The 19,700-nt window shown below is 65.0% G+C and carries 13 protein-coding genes and 1 pseudogene; 6 read left to right on the top strand and 8 right to left on the bottom strand.

What is annotated here, in order from left to right; translation table 11 throughout:
* Nucleotides 1-17: 17 nt before the first annotated feature.
* Nucleotides 18-1,370 carry a hypothetical protein gene (locus tag ACVW1C_RS00260; protein ID WP_456756656.1) on the bottom strand — a complete coding sequence of 451 codons (1,353 nt, stop codon included), beginning with the start codon at nt 1,368-1,370 and terminating at the stop codon, nt 18-20.
* Between the two features lie 183 nt (nt 1,371-1,553).
* Here ACVW1C_RS00260 and glmU point away from each other — a divergent pair, with 183 nt between their 5' ends.
* Nucleotides 1,554-2,912: a bifunctional UDP-N-acetylglucosamine diphosphorylase/glucosamine-1-phosphate N-acetyltransferase GlmU gene (gene glmU, locus ACVW1C_RS00255; RefSeq protein ID WP_456756655.1), complete on the top strand. Its 1,359-nt coding sequence runs from the start codon at nt 1,554-1,556 to the stop codon at nt 2,910-2,912.
* Between the two features lie 419 nt (nt 2,913-3,331).
* On the opposite strand, the gene ACVW1C_RS00250 is transcribed toward glmU, so the two are convergent.
* From ACVW1C_RS00250 to ACVW1C_RS00240, 3 genes are all read right to left on the bottom strand, one after another.
* Nucleotides 3,332-3,520, bottom strand: coding sequence for a hypothetical protein (locus ACVW1C_RS00250; protein ID WP_456756654.1), 189 nt, complete (start codon nt 3,518-3,520; stop codon nt 3,332-3,334).
* Nucleotides 3,517-3,837: a hypothetical protein gene (locus ACVW1C_RS00245; RefSeq protein ID WP_456756653.1), complete on the bottom strand. Its 321-nt coding sequence runs from the start codon at nt 3,835-3,837 to the stop codon at nt 3,517-3,519. The genes ACVW1C_RS00250 and ACVW1C_RS00245 overlap by 4 nt, the downstream gene beginning before the upstream one ends.
* Nucleotides 3,838-4,248: 411 nt before the next feature.
* Entirely contained in the window at nt 4,249-4,704 is a 456-nt protein-coding gene (locus ACVW1C_RS00240; RefSeq protein WP_456756652.1) for an Hsp20 family protein, read from the bottom strand.
* Nucleotides 4,705-5,340: 636 nt separating this feature from the next.
* Between ACVW1C_RS00240 and ACVW1C_RS00235 the strand changes: the two genes are divergently transcribed.
* Entirely contained in the window at nt 5,341-6,135 is a 795-nt protein-coding gene (locus ACVW1C_RS00235; RefSeq protein WP_456762969.1) for an adenylate/guanylate cyclase domain-containing protein, read from the top strand.
* Between the two features lie 69 nt (nt 6,136-6,204).
* On the opposite strand, the pseudogene ACVW1C_RS00230 reads toward ACVW1C_RS00235, so the two are convergent.
* A pseudogene (locus ACVW1C_RS00230) lies at nt 6,205-8,173 on the bottom strand (oleate hydratase).
* 197 nt (nt 8,174-8,370) lie between these two features.
* A complete protein-coding gene (locus tag ACVW1C_RS00225) occupies nt 8,371-8,532 on the bottom strand; it encodes a hypothetical protein (protein ID WP_456756651.1) in 162 nt (53 codons plus the stop codon).
* A gap of 354 nt (nt 8,533-8,886) precedes the next feature.
* Between ACVW1C_RS00225 and glmS the strand changes: the two genes are divergently transcribed.
* Both glmS and ACVW1C_RS00215 read left to right on the top strand, forming a co-directional pair.
* Nucleotides 8,887-10,713, top strand: coding sequence for a glutamine--fructose-6-phosphate transaminase (isomerizing) (gene glmS / locus ACVW1C_RS00220; RefSeq protein ID WP_456756650.1), 1,827 nt, complete (start codon nt 8,887-8,889; stop codon nt 10,711-10,713).
* 196 nt (nt 10,714-10,909) lie between these two features.
* Nucleotides 10,910-11,695: a DUF502 domain-containing protein gene (locus ACVW1C_RS00215; protein WP_456756649.1), complete on the top strand. Its 786-nt coding sequence runs from the start codon at nt 10,910-10,912 to the stop codon at nt 11,693-11,695.
* Nucleotides 11,696-11,816: 121 nt separating this feature from the next.
* On the opposite strand, the gene ACVW1C_RS00210 is transcribed toward ACVW1C_RS00215, so the two are convergent.
* Together ACVW1C_RS00210 and recG are read right to left on the bottom strand one after the other, a co-directional pair.
* The gene (locus ACVW1C_RS00210) at nt 11,817-13,136 is read right to left on the bottom strand and encodes an IS1182 family transposase (RefSeq protein ID WP_456756648.1); all 1,320 of its coding nucleotides are present in this window, start codon (nt 13,134-13,136) and stop codon (nt 11,817-11,819) included.
* Between the two features lie 218 nt (nt 13,137-13,354).
* Entirely contained in the window at nt 13,355-15,463 is a 2,109-nt protein-coding gene (recG, locus tag ACVW1C_RS00205) for an ATP-dependent DNA helicase RecG (RefSeq protein WP_456756647.1), read from the bottom strand.
* A gap of 268 nt (nt 15,464-15,731) precedes the next feature.
* Here recG and ACVW1C_RS00200 point away from each other — a divergent pair, with 268 nt between their 5' ends.
* Together ACVW1C_RS00200 and mfd are read left to right on the top strand one after the other, a co-directional pair.
* The gene (locus ACVW1C_RS00200; protein WP_176531287.1) at nt 15,732-16,022 is read left to right on the top strand and encodes an FAD assembly factor SdhE; all 291 of its coding nucleotides are present in this window, start codon (nt 15,732-15,734) and stop codon (nt 16,020-16,022) included.
* Nucleotides 16,019-19,537 (top strand): transcription-repair coupling factor, encoded by a 3,519-nt coding sequence (gene mfd, locus ACVW1C_RS00195; protein WP_456756646.1) that lies wholly within the window; start codon nt 16,019-16,021, stop codon nt 19,535-19,537. The genes ACVW1C_RS00200 and mfd overlap by 4 nt, the downstream gene beginning before the upstream one ends.
* Nucleotides 19,538-19,700 lie beyond the last annotated feature (163 nt).

Raw genomic sequence — 19,700 nt, 5'->3', positions numbered from 1 at the left:
TCCTTTGCCGGACATGATCATTGGCTGTTCCGCCGGAACATCGAGGAGATTGTCGTTGGCTCCGGCTTCTTTTCCTCGGCAACCGGCTGCGGCGGTGCGACCGTGCGCCTCGGCGCGGCCCGCCGGTGCGGCAAAGCCGGCTTGGCTCCGGCAGGCGGCTCGGTCAGGGCCAACCGCTGGCCGTCATAGATCGCCGTCTCGCAGGTTCGCTGGACCAGGCTGAGGCCGGCGCAAATCCTGGCGGCGGTCCCGGCGTCGTTCAGCGGCCCGGCCACGAGGCGCAACTGCATGCCGAGCCCGTTGCCGTTCTCCTTGATGACGATGATCGGCCGCAGCGCAGCCAGCGGCGCATTGGCCTTCGACTTCAAGAGGCTGCGCCACAGCGCGCGCAGTCCGTTGACCGAATTTGCCGTACCGAGATCGACGCCGAACTCGGTGCGCTGGATCTGCGCCCTCGGCGCCTCGTCTTCGACGTCGGAGTCCGGATCCCGGGTGATCATGAGCGGCGGGATCGGCGCGGCGTTGACGTCGCTCGAGGTCGGCGGCTTGGCCGCTTCGGTTGCTTTGCTCGGCGCAGGATCGCGCGATGCCATAAGCGGCTTGTCCGCAGCCGGCGTGGCCGCGGGCGCTGGCGCGGCCGCCTTTACTTGGTCGGTGCTGGCCGCGGCGGCCGCGGCGCTCATCGGACTGGCAACTGATGGGGCGGAGGCAGAGACCGGCGGCGAGCTCTCGGAGGCCGACGGCTTCTTGTCGGCCGCCATGGGCTTCTCGGCCGCTGCCACTGGTTTCTCGGCCGGTGCCGGCGCCTTGCTGTCGATGGATGCAACCACCTTGTCGGTCGCGGCCGGCTTGTCCAATGGGGCAGGCTGCGTCGTTGCGACGGCGGCAACGGCTGGTGCCGCCACTGCCGGCGCCGCATTGGCTGATGCAGGCGCCGTAGCAGGCGACGCTGCCGGAGTTGGTGGTGCCGGTACGGCCGCCACCGGCTGTTTCGCGATCGTGCCGGTCACGGAGTCGAGACCCTGTTCCAGCGTGGTGACGCGCGAATACAGCCGGTCGCGGTCGCCGTTGAGCGTATCGATCGCGGATGCCAGCCGCCGCGTCTCGTTGTGGCTCTCCTTCGCCAGCGTCTGCAGCTGCTGGGCCTGGCGCGCGATATCAGATGCGGCAGATGCGGCGACCTGGTCGCGCCGCAGCGTCAGCGCCGACTGGTTGGCAATCACGGCGATGGTGACGGCCCCGACCGCAGCCACGCCCCACGAGCCGAGCCGCCACAGCATGCGGCGATCGAAAGCATCCTCCTCGGCCAAAAAGCCGGTGGTGCTCTCGGTGTCGAAATCCGCCGCCAGATTGTCGGGATCTTTGGCCAAAGCCCGCTTGGCCCTCCTCAAGGCCCGCCGAATCACGAGGCAAAGATTAACAGGAAATGGACCGGGAACTTGAATCTGAGGGGCCATGGAGGCGAATCGGTTTCTTCTGCCGGGGAAAACAATTAAAGACGGCCTCGAAGAAAGCGATGCGCAGCTGACTGCGCGAACCGTCGAGGATGCTGAATGACTGCGCGAACGAGCCTGACAGTGGTGCTTGCGGCCGGCGAGGGCACGCGGATGCGCTCGTCGCTGCCGAAGGTGTTGCACCCGGTGGCCGGGCAGTCACTGCTGGCGCATGTGCTCGATGCCGCCGCCTCCGGCGAGGGATCGCAGCTCGCGGTCGTGATCGGTCCCGACCACGAGGCGGTCGCCGCCGAGGCGCGCCGGGTGCGGCCCGATGCGCAAACCTTCGTGCAGCGCGAGCGGCTCGGCACGGCGCATGCGGTGCTGGCGGCACGCGAGGCGCTCGCCCGCGGCGCCGACGACCTGCTGGTCGCGTTCGGTGACACGCCGTTGATCTCGGCCGAGACCTTTGCGCGGATGCGTGCGCCGCTACGTGACGGCGCTGCGCTTGCGGTGCTCGGTTTCCACGCCGCCGACCCGACCGGCTACGGCCGGCTGGTGACCGAGAACGGCAAGCTGATTGCGATCCGCGAGCATGCCGATGCCAGCCCCGAGGAGCGCAAGATCACGCTGAGCAACGCCGGCGTGATGGCGTTCGACGGCAGGAAGGCGCTCGCGATCATCGAGAAGATCGGCAATGCCAACGCCAAGGGCGAATATTATCTGACCGATGCCGTCGGCATCGTCGGGGAATTGGGACTGGAGGCCGTCGTGATCGAAACCAGCGAAGACGAAGTTCGCGGCATCAACACCAAGGCGCAGCTCGCCGAGGCGGAGGCCGTGATGCAGGCGCGGCTGCGCAAGCAGGCGCTCGAGGCCGGCGTGACCCTGATCGCGCCGGACACCGTCTATCTTGCCGCCGACACGGAATTCGGCAAGGACGTCATGATCGAGCCGTTCGTGGTGATCGGACCGGGCGTTACGATCGACGACGGCGCCGTGATCCATTCCTTCTCGCACATCGTCGAGGCCCGTATCGGCAAGAAGGTGTCGGTCGGTCCCTATGCGCGGCTGCGGCCGGGCACCTCGCTCGGCGACGGCGCGCGGATCGGCAATTTCGTCGAGACCAAGGCCGCGACGCTCGAGGCCGGCGTCAAGGTCAACCATCTCTCCTATATCGGCGACGCCCATGTCGGCGCCAATTCCAACCTCGGCGCCGGCACCATCACCTGCAATTATGATGGTTTCCTCAAGCACAAGACGCTGATCGGCGAGGGCGCCTTCGTCGGCACCAACACCTCGCTGGTCGCGCCGGTCACGATCGGCAAGGGCGCCTATATCGGCTCGGGCTCAGTCATCACCAAGGACGTCCCCGACGACGCGATGGCGCTCGAGCGCGGCGAACAGTCGATCCGCGAAGGCGCCGCCGCCCGCTATCGCGCGGCGAAGCTGAAGGCGAAGGCCGCGAAAGGGAAGTGAGGCGCCGTTGCGTCGCTGGCATGCGCCTGCCTGACGATGTCGTTGCTACGCATCCCAATCCAAGGTGTCATCACCCGCGCATGCGGGTGATCCAGTATTCCAGAGACGCCAGTGCTTGAGCCGAGTGACCGCGCCGTACTGGATCGCTCGGTCCCGTCTCCGCCAAGGCTTCGACGAGTCAACGAGTAACAGGCGCGCCGAAGCTTTAGCGGAGGCAGCGAGCCGGGCGATGACAGTGTGGGTGGGGACGCAGCTGCGCATCTCGCGACATGATCCGCCCGAGCTTTGCTGTTCGTTTCGCCGCTCTGAGACACACCGTGACAAAGCGCAGCGCCCCTCGATCGGGTGAGACGGGACAGTTCACGGCACTTGACAGGTTTTGGCTGAGTTGCCCGTCGGGTCAGCATGTCGCAGATGCGTCAGGCGGCACGCGCAGACTGATACTGGTCCGAGCCTTGAATCAGATTGTTCAGCATCTGACGTTCTTCCTCGATTCTTCGCGTGAACAGCTTCCGCTCGTGCTCCGACTTCGCAGTATCGAGCAGGAATTGATAATGGCCTATGATTTTTTCACTGCCACGTACGAGCAGACGCTGCAGTTCTGTCATGGCTGCACCCCGCCGGATCGGCTGATAATTCCATCGTCCGGTGGTCGGGCAACGGCGAGAGGCGGTATGTCGGCCACCAATGTCTGCATCGCCACCCTCTCTTCAGAAAGACGTCGTTCAATGAACTTGCGTTCCAAGTCGGAAAGCTCGGTATTGAGCAGCCGCCTATATCGGCCGATATTGTTCCGATGCGTGCGCAGCCGTTCGAGGCGCTCGTCAATCAATTCTGAAGTTCGCTGCTTCTCTTTGCTGAATCGTGACCACCAGCGCTCTTCAATCCTCTCGATGACTTGCTTCGGCAGTCTGATGCCGGTCATGGATCACCCCCCCTCCTATGCAGCAGCGACGTTGCGCAGCGTGGAGCGCAGCCGAGCCGGCCTTCCTCCGGGTGGTTCACGCGGATCGTCAAGGGCCCGCAGCGCGTCCAGGATATCGCTGACTGGAACCGGCGATCTGAGTTCTGCAGGAGCACGCAGTGCAGGATTGGACGCAACGGCGCAGGCATCCGAAGCCCAGGATGCCAGAATGGCTCTCTTCGTCGCCTTCGCCAGGTAGGGGTCGCGAACCAGATCGCGAGGATGCTCGTACTTTTGCCTGCCCCTTGTTGGCAGGCGAAATGCAAGGACGTTGTCAACAGGCGCGGTCGTCGGCCGCATGGGTGCCTCCATTCTCAGGACGAAATCGGAAATGAGGAGCCGCGCCCCAGCGGAGCGCGGCTATGCGGGTCGTCAGGCTGCAACGCCTTCCAACTGGCGCGTTGCCTTGTTTGGAAGCGTATTGATCGCAATTCGCCTCGGCTTCATGGCCTCCGGCACTTCACGGGCGAGCTCGATCTTGAGCAGGCCGTTGTCAAAGGCAGCGCTCTTAACCTCGACATGATCGGCCAGACTGAACTGTCGCTTGAAGCGACGGGTCGAGATGCCCTGATAGATATATTCACGTTCGGCCTTTTCGACCTTCGTGCCCTCGATGGTCAGAACGTTCTGCTCTGCCGTTACCGAGATTTCGTCAGGTGCAAAGCCGGCAACCGCGAGCGCGATCTGGTACCGATCTTCCGCAAGCCGCTCGATGTTATAGGGGGGATAATTGTCCTCGCCGGCACGCTGGACGGTTTCAGCGAGGTCAAAGAGCCGGTCAAAGCCGATGGCTGACCGGAACAGGGGAGAGAAGTCGTACGTGCGCATAGCCAAATCCTCCATAGAGCAAGATGGATATGAACGGCACCGGACACGACCGGTGCCCGTCTCGCCTGAACCCGATTGGCGTTCAGGAGCTAAGCCCGTGGGGGCCTAGCGAGAAAAAATTAGAAAACGGGTCTTCAAAGTCAAGAAGTGCATCGAAAAAAATCTTGGCCTTGGCCGGCTGCTTTCGGCAGCGCCTGTTGGGGATCCCGGGCAGCCGCTGCAGGCAAGGCAGGGTATTGGGTCCTTTGAGGACGATCAGGCGTTATCGAAACTGAGCGTCGAGCCGAAGCAGTTTCACGACGTCGTCGGCTACTACAACCGCTTCGACATCTTTGGCATCACGGTCGACCGCAGCCGGCTGACCCCGGCACGATTTCGCCACGAAGAACAGCCGATGGCGAAAGCGCAGGACGAGGCAATTCTGTCCATCGATGCTGACGCCGTATCGAATGGGCAGAGGCGCGATGCCAGGAGTTGACTAAAAAGCCAGATCTCATTTGGGTCCAATGCGGACATCGCGGAGCCCGGCGCTTTTGATCCGTGCGGAAACGAGCACCGTTGCCAATGCGGAAATGTATGGCTACGCTTTACCCCACGTTAAGCCCCCAAAGCGCTCGTTCGATCGGCCGGACGCTCATGCCCAAATTCCTTCGCATCGGAGTGCATCAGTCGAACGTGTCCGGATACACGTCAAAGGCATGGTGCATCCGCCGGGCTGGCTCGACGGTCTTCCTGAAATGGGGCGCCGTTGAGGTTCAGGGCGCCGGAGCCGGGCGAAAGGTCTCCTGGACGTTTCCACCGCAGGAAAAAACCATTCGCTGCCGCACGGTGCAGCGTGCCCAGGACTACACCAAGGCCGCAATCGCGCGGCGGCGCAGCCATCGCTATGAACCGCTGACGGGAAATATAGCGAACCGGCGTCGCTCCGCTGATCGAGGCTCGGAGCTCAAACAGGCGCTCGCCACCATCCTCTTCGTCGACATCGTCCGATCCACCGAAAAAGCCGCGCGGCTCGGCGACTCGCGCTGGGCAACGGTGATGAATCACTACTACGCCGCCGTTCGCCGGGAACTAAAGGCCTTGCGCGGCAAGGAGGTCGTGACGACGGGAGACGGTGTGCTGGCGACGTTCCGCGCGCCCGCTGCCGGGATCGGTTGCGCGACCGCGATCGTCAAGGCCGTGCGCACGCTGGGGCTCGAGATCAGGGTGGGATTACATGCCGGCGAATACAAGGTGAGCGGCGCGGAGGTCATCGGTCTCGCGTTTCACATCGGTGCGCGCGTCGCTGCCAAGGCACGGGCCGGCGAGGTGCTGGTCTCGAGCGCGGTCAAGGACCTGATGCGGGAGTCCGATATCCGTTTCAAGGATCGCGGCGCGCACCAGCTCAAGGGCGTGCCGGAGCGATGGCGGCTCTACCGGGTTGAACTTTAAGGCGTCCGGCAGGGATTCGACGCCGGTGTTGCGATCAACGCGGACGCAGCACGCTTGTGACGGCATGCGCTAACCCTTGCGGGTCGTGATGCTCTCTCGAATTCGTTCCAGCCAGCCGATCACGGCGCCGAGCGCCTGATCGCCCTTGCCGAGAAGCCCCGCCAGTTCGCGCTCCACACTGCCGCGTCGCGTGGAGTCGGGTTCGGGCAATGGCGGAAGAATGTGGGCGTAGTACGTCTTGTCGAGCACCCGGTGCAGCAGGCGTTCACCCGGGAATGGTTCGTCGTTGTTCAGGGCGCGCGCCCCCCTTCAGGATGGTGCGGATATCATATTGCGTGGGGCTGATGTCGGGCACCTGCTTGGGGAGTTTGAGCAGCGTGTACACCGCGACCCGCGCTGTGCGGACCGAGCTGTCCATTGTGAAGATGATGTCGTTCGAGGTTTCCACGAACTGGCCCATCAGCCCCAGATTGGTGCAGCCCGCGGGGACCGGATGCGGACGGTCGCCGGCCGCGCGGGGCATGAACATCGCGGTGATGTAGGGCATCAAGGCGAGGCGGGCCTTGGTGTTCGCCACCACGGCGTCCAGCTTGTCCTCGATGCCGAGGTGATAGCAAAGCTCCGCCAGGATTTCGCGGCCGGTGCAGGCCGGCATCGGCTTCTTGACGTAGTTGCCCTCCTTGTCCATCAGCAACGCATAGACCCAGACGACCAGGACGTCCTTGGGCTGGGTCGGAAAGTGCGGCTGCCGGTTGCAGGTGAAGCTGAGCACCCAATTGGAGTCGGTGAAGGTGATGATCCCGCCGGTGACCGTCTTGCCGGAATAGGGATCGTTGACCGAAAGCTCCTTCAGCCGGTCGACGAAGGGCGACGGCCTGCAGGTGAGGGTGACCGACTCCCACATCGACTTGTCGACATTGCCGTAGAATTTTTCGGGCTTGCCAAAGATCGGCGATTTCTTCGCCAGGTTCGTCCACAGCGTCCAGTCGCTGGCTTCGCCCGGATCATGCTTGCCGCGCGCAAGAACCGGGGCGTGGTCCATGTCGCCATAGGCGGTGCCTTCGGTCATCGATCCCGTGAGTGCAAAGACCAGGCCTTTCGGACCGATCGGAATCCTGGCGTCGACGCCGCCCACCTTGGCGTGGATCGCGGTCACCGTGCGGGCATCGCCCTCGACCTTGATGTCGAGATCGTGGACGCGCGTATCGAACTGCACCTTGACGCCGCGTTCGCGCAGATGGGTCACCAGCGGACGGACGAAGCTGTCGAACTGGTTGTACTTCGGAAAGATCAGCGCCGACATGTCGGTCAGCCCGTCGATTGCATCGAGGAAGCGATGCATGTAGAGCTTCATTTCGAGCAGGCTGTGCCAGTTCTCGAAGGCAAACATCGAGCGCCAGGGGAACCAGAAATTGGTCTCGAGGAAGCCCGGGCTGAAATATTGCTCGATGGTGATGTCGTCGAGATCCTCCTTGCGCTTCAGGAGCAGGCGGATGAGCTCCCATTGCTGCGGCTTCGACAGGCCGAGCGTCGAGAAGTCGCGGATCTGGCCGCGCCTGTGCATCAGCCGCGCCTTGGAGAAGTTCGGATCGTTGTCGTTGACGAGCCGGTATTCGTCGAGAACGCTGTATCCTTCGGGCAATTCGAGCGCCTGCACGTCCTGGAACATGTCCCAGAGATTGTCGTAGTTCCAGTTCATCTCGCGGCCGCCGCGGATGATGTAACCGTTCTCGGGATCGCCGGCGCCGTCGAGCGAACCGCCCTCGATGTGCATCGTGTCGAGGATGGTAATGTCCTCGCCCTTCATGCCGCCGTCGCGGATCATGTAGAAGGCCGCAGCAAGTCCCGCGATGCCGCTGCCGATGATCCAGGCCTTGCGGGCTTCGACCGGCCTCTTTGGCACCGGACGGTTGCGCATGTAGACGCCCATCATGTCCGGCGGCGGCAGCGTGTTGTGGCTGCTGTTGTGCCAGTAGCGCCTGGACGCGTCGGTTTCGACCTCGAAGGTGGGCGTGCCGGAAGCTGCGACATCAGTCATTGGCGACCTTTCTGGGTGATTGGCTTTCGCGATCTCCGTGGACCTGGCGCTGGCAGGTCGCCGTGTCATTTTCTGGCCCAAGCCCGGTTGCGGCGAAGATGTAGCGCCACGACCGGCGATGCTCCGTTAAGGGAGCGTGCCGCGGAGCCGGCAAATTTTCTGTGATTTGGGGACGTCGGCCGCAATGCGGTGCAACGCTACCGCGCACCGAGGATACGCTGCCACAGCATGCCGCCGACCACCTTCCAGCCGAGATAGAAATACAGCACGACCAGCGCGAGTTCGCGCCGCGTATCGAGGATGTCGAGTTCCGCCAGCACATCGAGGCACTGCGTTTCACGGTCGTGCGTGGCTTGCATCGGGGTACCTCCGGCGGCGGCACCCTCTCCGAAGGCCGTTAATGCTGCGTTGACGTGATCTGAGGTGTTTGCCGGTGGAGTTTTCACGTCGGCCTGCGGCCGCACGGCTTCGTATCGATGTTCAGCGGAAAGATGTTTTGGGGCGCTGTCTTTCTGTTTCGTCGGCCGCCGCCGGATGACGCGCTCTTGCCAAAGTAGTTAGCCACGATTAACCAGCCTTTCGCATCCACCTTGCCGTTTAAGACTGTCGCAATCGGCAATAATTATTGAGTATCTTGCGGCCGGCGATTCCCGTTAAGGGACCGTGTCGCCGCTTTGGCAAATTTTCGGCGATTATTGGGGACATTGAACCGCATGTGCGGCATCGTCGGCATTCTTGGACGCGCTCCGGTCGCGGAGCAACTGGTGGATTCGCTCAAGCGCCTGGAGTACCGCGGCTATGATTCCGCGGGTGTCGCCACGCTGGAGAACGGCGGCCTGGCGCGGCGCCGCGCCGAGGGCAAGCTGAAGAATCTCGAGGCCCTGCTGGAGGCAAAGCCGCTCGGCGGCCACACCGGCATCGGCCACACCCGCTGGGCCACCCACGGCAGGCCGACCGAGAACAACGCGCATCCGCACGCCACCGAACGCGTCGCCGTGGTGCATAACGGCATCATCGAGAATTTCCGCGAGCTGCGCGAGGAACTCGAGCACAAGGGCGCGGTATTTTCGACCGAGACCGACACCGAGGTCGTGGTGCATCTGGTCGACAATCTGCTCAAGGGGGGCGTCGCGCCGGTCGAGGCGGTGAGGGCGGTGCTGTCGCAGCTGCGCGGCGCCTTCGCGATCGGCTTCATCTTCGCCGGCGAGGACGATCTGATGATCGGCGCCCGCAACGGCCCGCCGCTCGCGGTCGGCCATGGCGAGGGCGAGATGTATCTCGGGTCGGACGCAATCGCGCTCGGGCCGTTCACCGATACGATCAGCTATCTCGAGGACGGCGACTGGGTGGTGCTGACCCGCAAGGGCGCGACGATCTTCGACAAGGACAACGCGATCGTCCACCGCGAGGCGATCAAGCACACGACCGCAACGGCTTTGGTCGACAAGGCCAATTATCGCCACTTCATGGCGAAGGAGATCCACGAGCAGCCCGAAGTGGTCGGGCACACGCTTGCGCGTTATGTCGACATGGCGACCGAGCGCGTCGACCTGCCGGTCAAGCTGCCGTTCGACTTCAAGGATATCCAGCGCATCTCGATCACGGCCTGCGGCACCGCGAGCTATGCCGGCTTTGTCGCAAAATACTGGCTGGAGCGGCTGGCACGCGTTCCGGTCGAGCTCGATGTCGCCTCCGAATTCCGCTACCGCGAGGCCCCGCTGCGCAAGGGCGACCTTGCGATCTTCATCTCGCAGTCCGGCGAGACCGCGGACACGCTGGCGGCGCTGCGCTACGCCAAGGCGCAGGGCGCGCACACGCTCTCGGTCGTCAACGTGCCGACCTCGACGATCGCGCGCGAAAGCGAGACCGTGCTGCAGACGCTTGCCGGTCCCGAGATCGGCGTCGCCTCGACCAAGGCGTTCACCTGCCAGCTGATGGTGCTGGCGTCGCTCGCGGTTGCCGCCGGCAAGGCGCGCGGCGAGCTGTCCGATGCCGACGAGGCCAAGCTGGTGCATGGCCTGGTCGAGATCCCGCGGCTGATGTCGGAGGCGCTCACGTCAGAGCCGCAGATCGAGAAGCTGGCGCGCGAGATCTCGAAGTCGCGCGACGTGCTCTATCTCGGCCGCGGCACCAGCTATCCGCTGGCGCTGGAAGGCGCGCTGAAGCTGAAGGAAATCTCCTACATCCATGCCGAGGGCTATGCCGCCGGCGAGCTCAAGCACGGGCCGATCGCGCTGATCGACGAGCACATGCCGGTCGTGGTGATCGCGCCCTATGACAAGGTGTTCGAGAAGACCGTCTCCAACATGCAGGAGGTCGCCGCCCGCGGCGGCAAAATCATCCTGATGACCGACGCCAAGGGCGCCGCGGAGGCGACCATCCAGTCGCTGGTGACGATCGTGATGCCGGACATGGGGGCGACCTTCGCGCCGATGGTCTATGCTGTTCCGGTGCAGCTGCTCGCCTATCATACCGCCGTGGTGATGGGCACCGACGTCGATCAGCCCCGCAATCTGGCCAAATCGGTTACGGTCGAATAGCCGCAAGTGACGCTGTCACGCAGCCCTTCAAAAACCTGCTAGAATGGCTTAGCTCAGAGGTCCTGCGTGCCGAAGTTCGGGGCAGGATCATCATCTCGCGCTAGCCTTTTGTTTATGCACGATCTTTTCGGAAATCCGCGGCGCACTTTCCGGATCATGCTGGTGAGGACGGCCGCTTCGACGATCTGGAACAGCAATGACGTCCAACAAAGTGCCTCCCCCCGCGCCAGGTGAACTGCCCCCGGACGCTCCCCGCGGGCTGATGGCGCGGTTCCGCAACTATTTCCTGACCGGCCTAGTGGTGGCCGGGCCGATCGCGATCACCTTCTATCTGACCTGGTGGTTCGTGAACTGGGTCGACAATCTGGTCCGGCCGTTCGTGCCCACCGCCTACCGGCCGGAGACGTATCTGCCGTTCGGGCTGCCCGGCTCCGGTCTGATCGTCGCCGTCATTGCGCTGACGCTGCTCGGCTTCCTCACCGCCAACCTGATCGGGCGGACCCTGGTCGATCTCGGCGAGCGGCTGCTCGGACGGATCCCCGCGGTGCGCGCGATCTATCGCGGCCTGAAGCAGGTGTTCGAGACGCTGTTCTCCGGCAACGGCTCGAGCTTCCGCCGCGTCGGCCTGGTCGAGTTTCCCTCGCCCGGGATGTGGTCGATCGTGCTGATCTCGCAGGCGCCGAGCGCCGAGCTCGCGGCCAGCTTGCCCGGCGAGGAGGAGCACATCTCGGTGTTCCTGCCGTGCGCGCCGAACCCGACCACCGGCTTCTTCTTCTACGTGCCGAGGAGCAAGATCATCGAGATCGAGATGAGCACCGAGGACGCCGCGACCCTGATCATGTCGGCCGGCGTGGTGCAGCCGGGCGCCAACGACCAGAAGCAGCGCGCCGCGGCGCTCGCCGGCATGGCCAACGCCGCGCGCGTCGCCAACCAGGCCTCGTTGCTGCCGGCCACTCAGCCCGCGCCGGCGAAGGTGGAGTAGGGGCTGGTGCGCCCATGCGGCGTGTCCAGCCGTACGATCGCGCTATCGCACCGTCATCCTGACAGCTTGTGAATCTTTTTGTTTCGCCAATTTCTGGTGTGTTGGCGGGATAGCCGAAGCTTCAGATTTGATGGCCTTGCAGGATGTTGTTGGCGAGTGCGTACCAGAGCACGACAGCGCGGACCTTTTCGATGCCGCGCACGGTCAGTTGCCGCAGGTTCCAGTTTCGCCAGCGGGCATGGATGCATTCGCAGATCGAGCGAAGCTTGTACTGAGCCTTGCCGGCCTCGCTAGCCATCCGAGCCCGCCAAGCCAGGACACCCGGGCCATCCCCGCGCCGCGGCAGGGAGGGATCGGTGCCGTGCTTGGATTGTGTCGGTGGACAGAAGACCTCAACTCCCTGGCTGTGCGCCCATTCGATGTCGTGGGCGCTGCTAAAGCCGCCGTCGACGAGATGGCGCCCCGGAAGACGACCAATCCGCACGCGCGTCCGCTCGAGCATCGGCCGCATGAGGCCGCGGTCTGAGCCGGCATTGGTGATCTCGAACCCGACGACGATCTGCTCTCCGGCCACGCTTGCCACTTGCAAATTGTACCCCGGGCGGAAGCCGCCATCGGCCATCTTCATGACGCGCGCCTGTGGGTCCGTGGTGGAGGCGCGCGGCTCCTTGGGCGTCTTGCCGTTGTTGCGCTCTTCCGCGCGCGCTTGACGCTGGCGCTTGATCTCCTCAAGCGCTGCCTGTGCCGCCTTCAGCCGCTGCGCGCGCTCACGTGCTGCGCGCTCCTTGGCCGCCTTGATGCGCTGGTTGCTCGCGTCGGAGCGCGCATCGACCTCTCGCTTGAGTTCCTCCACGACCCCCTGCGCCACCCCCAGATGCCGGTCGAGGGTTGCCTGGCGCCGGAACGAGGCTGCTCCGGCGCTCGCCCGAATCCGCACGCCATCCTGCGCCAGCGTGTCGAGATCGACTAAGCCGACTTCGGCCAGCGCCGCCAGATGTTCTGCCAGCAGCCGGTCGAGCAAATCGGCATATCCGACCCGGAAGTCCGCCAGCGAGTGATAATTCACCGACACCCCGCCGCACAGCCAGCGATAGACATCGTGGCTCTCGCACAGCCGCTCCAGAGCCCGGGCACTCCCCACCCCCTCGCTGGTCGCATAGAGCCACAGCGCCAACAAAAGTCGCGGCGAGGTCGCCGGATGACCAGGCCTGTGGCCCCGGGCCTTGATCCGATCCTCAAGCTCGCTCAGGTCGAGACCTTCGACATAGGACCAGATCACCCGCGCCGGATGACCCTCCCCAATGAGGCTCTCGATATCGACCGCTCGCAGCTCAACTTGATCGCGCTTCGGTTCGCGCAGCCGCGGCGAGCCCAACGGCGCCCCATCAGTTTGCGGCTTCGACCGCTCAGGCAGTTCTCCGAACAGCTTGTCCCCGGCCATCTTCCATCCCCCGCAACTCGCTCCGTGCAGAGAATCACATCCCGACCGAACCGGCTACATCGGCAGTCTAAAACAGGAAAAATTCACACGCTCTGAGGAGCGCGCTCTTGCGCGCGTCTCGAAGGATGAATCGGCCCCGCTGGTGGCCGTCGATCCTTCGAGACGCGCTTTGCGCTCCTCAGGATGACGGGACGGATGGCGGCGTCTGTCGCGTTGAATCACCCCGCGCCGATCAGCGGCACGGCTTCGTCGCGCTCATAGAGATAGAGCAGGCAGCGCAGCGCTTCGCCGCGTTCGCCCTTCAGCTTCGGATCGTCCTTCATGATCCGCAGCGCCTCGTCGCGGGCCTGGGCGATGAGCTGGCCGTGCACCTCGGAGCGCGCGATGCGATAGCCGGGCAGGCCGCTCTGGCGGATGCCGAGCACGTCGCCTTCGCCGCGCAGCTTCAGATCTTCTTCGGCGATCCGGAAGCCGTCGGTGGTCTCGCGGATCACCTTGAGCCGCGCCTTCGACATCTCGCCGAGCGGCTCCTTGTACAGCAAAAGGCAGGTCGAGGCCTCCGAGCCACGGCCGATCCGGCCGCGCAGCTGGTGCAATTGCGCAAGACCAAAACGTTCGGCGTTCTCGATCACCATGATGGTCGCCGCCGGGACATCGACGCCGACCTCGACCACCGTGGTTGCGACCAGGAGCCCGATCTCGTGCGCGGCAAATTGCGCCATCACGCGATCCTTCTCTGTGCCCTTCATCTGGCCGTGCACCAGGCCAACGCGATCGCCGAACCGCTTCTGCAGGCTCTCGAAACGCTCGGTCGCGTTGGTGAGGTGCTCGGTACCCTCGGCTTCGGATTCATCGACCAGCGGGCAGATCCAGTAGACCAGCTTGCCCGCGCCGAGCGCGCGGCCGACGCCGTCCATGACGTCCTCGATCCGGCTCATCGGCACCGCGCGGGTGTCGATCGGCTGCCGGCCGGCGGGCTTTTCGCGCAGCTCCGAGACGTCCATGTCGCCGAAATAGGTCAGCACCAGCGTGCGCGGGATCGGCGTGGCGCTCAGCACCAGCACGTCGACGGCCTCGCCCTTGGAGGTCAGTGCGAGACGCTCGCGTACGCCGAAGCGATGCTGCTCGTCGACCACGGCGAGCGCCAGCGCCTTGTAGATCACGTCGTCCTGGATCAGCGCGTGGGTGCCGACCAAAAGGTCGATCTCGCCGGCCTCGAGCCGCGCCAGCAGCTCGCGGCGCTCCTTGCCCTTCTCGCGACCGGTGAGGATGGCGACGCGCATGCCGGCACTCTCCGCGAGCGGCGCGATGGTCTTGATGTGCTGGCGCGCCAGAATTTCGGTCGGCGCCATCAGCGCGGCCTGCTTGCCGGCCTCAGTGACGGCGGCCGCCGCCAGCAGCGCCACCACGGTTTTGCCGGAGCCGACATCGCCCTGCACGAGGCGCAGCATCCGCACCGGCTGTTGCAGGTCCGCGATGATTGCCGCGACCGCGTGCTGTTGCGATTTGGTCAGCGCATAGGGCAGGGCGTCGATGATCCGGTTGCGCAGATGGCCGTCACCGGCATTGCGGACGCCGGCGGGGCGGCGCAGCGTGGCGCGGATCAGCGCCAGCGCGAGCTGGCCGGCGAGCAGTTCGTCGAACGCGAGCCGCGACCAGAACGGACCATCGGGCAGGATGTCGGTCAATTCGACCGGAACATGGACGCGGGTCAGCGCCTCCCTGATCGGCGGAAAGTTGCAACGGCGCAGCACCTCGGGGCTGATCCACTCCGGCAGGTCCGGCAGCTTGGTCAGCGCCTGCGCGATGGCGCGGCGGAGCGAGCCGATCGCGAGCCCCTCGGTCAGCGGATAGACCGGGTCGATGCCGGAGAGTTTTGCGAAGCCGGCCTCATCGACGACGCGGTCGGGATGCACGATCTGCGGGATGCCGTCATACATCGCCAGCGTGCCTGAGACGTAGCGCTTCTCGCCGACCGGCAGCAGCTTCTCGACATAGCCGGGCTGGGCGCGGAAGAAGGTCAGCACGACGTCGCCGGTGTCGTCGCTGGCATAGACGAGGTAGGGCGCGCGCGAATTGCGCGGTGGCGGCGGACGATGGCGGTCGACGGTGACCTCGAGCGTCACCATGGTTCCGACCGCGGCGTCGCGGATCTTCGGCCGTGCGCGCCGATCGATCACGCTCGCCGGCAGGTGCAGCAGCAGATCGACCAGTCGCGGTGTCTCGCTGCGGTCGAGCAGATAGCGCAGCAGCTTGTCCTGCTTCGGGCCGACACCCTGGAGGGTCGTGACCTGGGCAAACAGCGGATTGAGCAGGCTGGGGCGCATCGGTGTCCTCTGCACGCGACTCACGTCATGCGCGGGCTTGACCCGCGCATCCATCTTCAAAAGAGGATGGATTGCCGGGTCAAGCCCGGCAATGACGGCCTGCGCCCAAGGCACGCGCCCAAGGCACGCGTCCAAGGCACAGCTGAACGGCTGGCCTGAAAGGTATCTCCAAAACGCGGCGAAAGAGGGCTGACATCGGCCGTCGCCATCGCTATATCAAGCCCCGCCCGGCACGTCCGGGCTTTTGGCGTTCGATGGATTTTGGGACATGACGGGATCGACACGATCGAGCCACGGGCTCGATGACCGCCGCAAGCGGCTTTTGTTTCGCTGCTGGCATCGCGGCACCCGGGAGATGGACCTGATCCTCGGACGCTTTGCCGATGCGACCATCGCGGACCTTTCCGACCAGGAGATCGGCGAGCTCGAGCATCTGATCGAGGTGCCGGATCCCGACCTCTACGCTGCACTGACTGGCGACAAGGTGCTGGCGGCCGAATATGCCACCGCGCTGTTTGCCCGCATCAAGGCGTTCCAGGTCGCGGATCCCAGCGCATGAAGCAGCCGATGAAATCGCCGGCCGCGATGCTCGCGCCCGGCCGGGTGCTGACCATCGCCAACGTCGCCGAGGGCGCCGAAGGGCTCGTCATCTCCGACCTGGCGCGCGCCATTGCCGCGCAGCCGAAGCGGCCGGCGGTCAGCCTCGCCGTGGTGTGCCGCGACGGCGCGCGGATGCAGCAGCTCGCCCGCGCGCTGGAATTCTTTGCACCCGATATCGCTGTCATGCAGGTTCCAGCCTGGGACTGCCAGCCCTATGACCGCGTCTCGCCGCATTCCGGCATTCTGGCGCAGCGGCTGACTGCGCTCGCCAAGCTGTCGCGGCTGGTCGGCAGCGACAAGCCGCTGATCGTGCTCACAACCGTGAACGCCGCCGTGCAGCGGGTGCCGGCGCGCGATCAGGTCGCGGCGCAGGCGCTGTCGGTTGCGCCCGGCAATGTGGTGCCGATGGACTCTGTCGTCGCGTGGCTCGAACACAATGGCTACACCCGCTCGTCCACGGTGCGCGAGCCCGGCGAATATGCCGTGCGCGGCGGCATCCTCGATCTGTTTCCGGCCGGCCTCGACCAGCCGGTGCGGTTCGACTTCTTCGGCGACTCTCTCGAGTCGATCCGCACCTTCGATGCCGAGACCCAGCGCACGCTGCTCGACATGCGCGGGCTCGATCTGGTGCCGGTGTCCGAATTCCAGCTCACGACCGAAACCATCCGCCGCTTCCGCATGGGCTATGTCGCGGCGTTCGGCGCGCCGGGACGCGACGATCAGCTCTATGAAGCGGTCTCCGAGGGACGGCGCCATCCCGGAATGGAGCACTGGTTGCCGCTGTTCCAGGAGCGGATGGACACGCTGTTCGACTATCTCGACGGCGCAACGATCGCGATCGAGCCGCAGGGCGAGGACGCCGCGCGCGAGCGCTTCACGCAGATTGCCGACTACTATGACGCGCGGCGCGAGGCGCTGGAGCATCCGGGCAGCGGTGCGATCTACAAGCCGTTGCCGCCGGACAAGCTCTATCTGTCCGAGGCCGAATGGACCCGGCTGCTCGGCGAGACACCGCTGGCGCGGCTAACGCCGTTCGCCGTGCCGGAAGGTTCGCCCGACGTGTTCGACGCAGGCGCACGGCAGGGCCGCAATTTCGCGCCGGAGCGCGCCGACGGCAATGTCAACGTGTTCGAGGCCGTCGTCGGCCATATCGGTACGTTGCAGTCGCAGCGCAAGAAGGTCATCGTCGCGCTGTGGAGCGAGGGCTCGCGCGACCGCATGGGCGCGATGTTGCGTGACCACAAGCTGCTCAACGCGACCAGCGTCAACACCTGGCGGATCGTGCAGGCGACCCCGCGCAACGAGACCATGCTGGCGGTGCTCGGCATGGAGTCCGGCTTCGAGACCGACGAATTCGCCGTCATCAGCGAGCAGGACATTCTCGGCGACCGCCTGGTGCGGCCGCGCAAGGCGAGCCGCAAGCTCGACAATTTCATCTCCGAGGTGACGAGCCTTGCGACTGGCGATCTCGTGGTCCATGTCGAGCACGGCATCGGCCGCTTCGTCGGGCTGCAGACGCTGGAAGTCTCCGGCGCGCCGCATGACTGTCTCGAACTGCATTATGCCGCGGAGACCAAGCTATTCCTGCCGGTCGAGAACATCGAGCTGCTGTCGCGCTACGGCTCCGACAGCGCCAATGTCGAGCTCGACCGTCTCGGCGGCGGCGGCTGGCAGGCGCGCAAGGCGAAGCTGAAGAACCGCATCCGCGAAATCGCCGGCGAATTGATCAAGATCGCGGCCGAGCGGCAGCTGCACGAGGCGCCGAAATTCCCGTTGCAGCCGCACGTCTATGACGAGTTCTGCGCGCGCTTCCCCTATGAGGAGACCGAAGATCAGTTAGGGGCCATCAACTCGACCTTGAAGGACCTCGAAATCGGCCGCCCGATGGACCGCCTGATCTGTGGCGACGTCGGCTTCGGCAAGACCGAGGTGGCGCTTCGCGCGGCGTTCGCCGTGGCGCTCGAAGGCCGCCAGGTCGCGGTCGTGGTGCCGACCACGCTGCTGGCGCGGCAGCACTCGCGCACCTTCACCGAGCGGTTCCGCGGCTTCCCGGTCAACGTGGCGCAGGCGTCGCGGCTGGTGTCGACCAAGGAGTTGAACCAGGTCAAGAAGGGGCTCACCGACGGCAGCGTCGACATCGTCGTCGGTACCCATGCGCTGCTCGGCAAGGCCATCAAGTTCAAGGATCTCGGCCTCTTGATCGTCGACGAGGAGCAGCACTTCGGCGTCAGCCACAAGGAGCGGCTGAAGCAGCTGCGCGCCCAGGTCCATGTGCTGACGCTGTCGGCAACCCCGATTCCGCGCACGCTGCAACTGGCTTTGACCGGCGTGCGGGAGCTCTCGATCATTGCCTCGCCGCCGGTCGATCGCCTAGCGGTGCGCACCTTCGTGGCGCCGCATGATCCCCTGATGATCCGCGAGGCGCTGCTGCGCGAGCGCTACCGTGGCGGGCAGGCGTTCTATGTTGTGCCGCGGATCGAGGATCTCGCCGGCGTCAAGGATTTCCTCGACAAGAACGTGCCGGAGATGAAGGTCGCGGTCGCCCACGGTCAGATGCCGCCGACCGTGATCGAGGACATCATGTCCGCGTTCTACGACGGCAAATACGACATCCTGCTCTCGACCACGATCGTGGAGTCCGGTCTCGACATCCCGAATGCCAACACGCTGATCGTGCACCGCGCCGACATGTTCGGTCTCGCCCAGCTCTACCAGCTGCGCGGCCGTGTCGGGCGATCGAAGCTGCGCGCCTATGCGCTGTTCGCGCTGCCGGCGCAGCAGAAGATCACGGCGCAGGCGGAGCGGCGGCTGAAGGTGTTGCAGTCGCTGGAGACGCTCGGCGCGGGCTTCCAGCTCGCCTCGCACGATCTCGACATCCGCGGTGCCGGCAATCTGCTCGGCGAGGAGCAGTCCGGCCACATCAAGGAAGTCGGCTTCGAACTGTACCAGTCGATGCTGGAGGAGGCGATCATCAACCTCAAGGCCGGCGTCGCCGAACCCGCCGCCGACCGCTGGTCGCCGCAGATCACGATCGGCATGCCGGTGCTGATTCCCGAGGACTACGTCAACGATCTCAGCGTGCGGCTGTCGCTCTATCGCCGCCTCGCCGATCTCGAGACCGACGACGAGATCGACGCCTTCGCCGCCGAGATGCGCGATCGCTTCGGCGTGCTGCCGGACGAGGTGCGCTACCTGTTCAAGGTCGCAGCGATCAAGGCCTACTGCCGCAGGGCCAATGTCGGGAAGGTCGATGCCGGCCCGAAGGGCGCCGTGATCGCGTTCCGCGACAACAGCTTTGCGCATCCGGAGCGGCTCGTGATGTTCATCCGCCAGCACGGCCAGGCCGCCAAGGTGCGGCCGGACATGAAGGTGGTGTTCTTCCAGGACTGGGAGACGCCGGAAGAGCGGCTCGCCGGCACCACCGAGATCCTCCGCCAGCTCGCGGGTCTCGCGGAAAGCAAAAAGGCGGCGTGAGGTTTCGGCCTCCGAGTTGCCGGGCAGACTTATGCAGACTTATTGGGAGTCGGAATCGCGATCGACACCACGACGATCAATGGCGGCCGACTGACACTTGACGGCGGCTCAACCGCAAGCGGCAGCACCAGCGACACGACGATCAAGAACGGTAGGTTTCAGT

The sequence above is a fragment of the Bradyrhizobium sp. USDA 4011 genome (genome assembly GCF_054063415.1).
Note: the sequence above shows the minus strand (reverse complement) of the source record. Positions and strands in the feature narration are given on the sequence as shown.

Coding starts and splice junctions, on each gene's coding strand:
- glmS (WP_456756650.1), top strand. CDS start 8,887: ATGTGCGGCATCGTCGGCATTCTTGGACGCGCTCCGGTCGCGGAGCAA.
- ACVW1C_RS00210 (WP_456756648.1), bottom strand. CDS start 13,136: ATGGCCGGGGACAAGCTGTTCGGAGAACTGCCTGAGCGGTCGAAGCCG.
- ACVW1C_RS00225 (WP_456756651.1), bottom strand. CDS start 8,532: ATGCAAGCCACGCACGACCGTGAAACGCAGTGCCTCGATGTGCTGGCG.
- ACVW1C_RS00200 (WP_176531287.1), top strand. CDS start 15,732: ATGACGGGATCGACACGATCGAGCCACGGGCTCGATGACCGCCGCAAG.
- recG (WP_456756647.1), bottom strand. CDS start 15,463: ATGCGCCCCAGCCTGCTCAATCCGCTGTTTGCCCAGGTCACGACCCTC.
- mfd (WP_456756646.1), top strand. CDS start 16,019: ATGAAGCAGCCGATGAAATCGCCGGCCGCGATGCTCGCGCCCGGCCGG.
- glmU (WP_456756655.1), top strand. CDS start 1,554: ATGACTGCGCGAACGAGCCTGACAGTGGTGCTTGCGGCCGGCGAGGGC.
- ACVW1C_RS00235 (WP_456762969.1), top strand. CDS start 5,341: ATGCCCAAATTCCTTCGCATCGGAGTGCATCAGTCGAACGTGTCCGGA.
- ACVW1C_RS00215 (WP_456756649.1), top strand. CDS start 10,910: ATGACGTCCAACAAAGTGCCTCCCCCCGCGCCAGGTGAACTGCCCCCG.
- ACVW1C_RS00245 (WP_456756653.1), bottom strand. CDS start 3,837: ATGACCGGCATCAGACTGCCGAAGCAAGTCATCGAGAGGATTGAAGAG.
- ACVW1C_RS00250 (WP_456756654.1), bottom strand. CDS start 3,520: ATGACAGAACTGCAGCGTCTGCTCGTACGTGGCAGTGAAAAAATCATA.
- ACVW1C_RS00240 (WP_456756652.1), bottom strand. CDS start 4,704: ATGCGCACGTACGACTTCTCTCCCCTGTTCCGGTCAGCCATCGGCTTT.